Source organism: Leisingera sp. JC11 (assembly GCF_040704725.1).
In the GTDB taxonomy this organism is placed as follows: Bacteria; Pseudomonadota; Alphaproteobacteria; order Rhodobacterales; family Rhodobacteraceae; genus Leisingera.
Map to the genome: position 1 here is coordinate 1 of NZ_JBFCVS010000067.1, position 502 is coordinate 502.

A 502-nucleotide genomic window follows, 5' to 3' on the forward strand; every position below is an offset into this window, starting at 1 on the left:
GGGTCCGCCGCCCTTGCCGGTGGCGAACTTCTTGATCTCCTGAACGCTGAGGCCGATGTACGGAACGCCGTATTCGTCGCAGACCTCATGCAGCTTGTTCAGGAATGCGCCGTAGACGTGGGCCGCTGTCGTGCCCTTGTGGCGCAGAATCTTTTCGTAGAAGACCATGTTGAGCCCGAGCACGCAGTGCGCGCGCAGCTTCACTTCGAACTTCTGGTAGCGGACGGGCGGCGCATCAAACCGGGTGATGTCGAAGTCCCATGCGCCTGATAAGAAGACCCCTCCGCTCCCAGGGAACAGGTCGGTGCGCGCCCACCCCATGTACGTGCCGAGGTCGAGCCCAAGATAAGCTTTCATATTTCCCCACTGCTTTGACGATTGGACCGATCCATATGGTCGGCGTGTTAGTTCTGTCAACTTTTTCTCCTACCAAAAAGAACTTCGTGAGGGGATTGCGTTTGCTAGAATCGTCAGGTAGAACTCCTACCAAGCTCCTGACACA

At 57.0% G+C, this 502-nt stretch carries 1 protein-coding gene; it reads right to left on the bottom strand.

Going from position 1 to position 502, the window contains the following annotated elements:
• A partial coding sequence (locus AB1A62_RS22180) for a hypothetical protein (RefSeq protein ID WP_366663619.1) occupies nt 1-357 on the bottom strand: 357 nt, incomplete at its 3' end.
• Between the last annotated feature and the right edge of the window lie 145 nt (nt 358-502).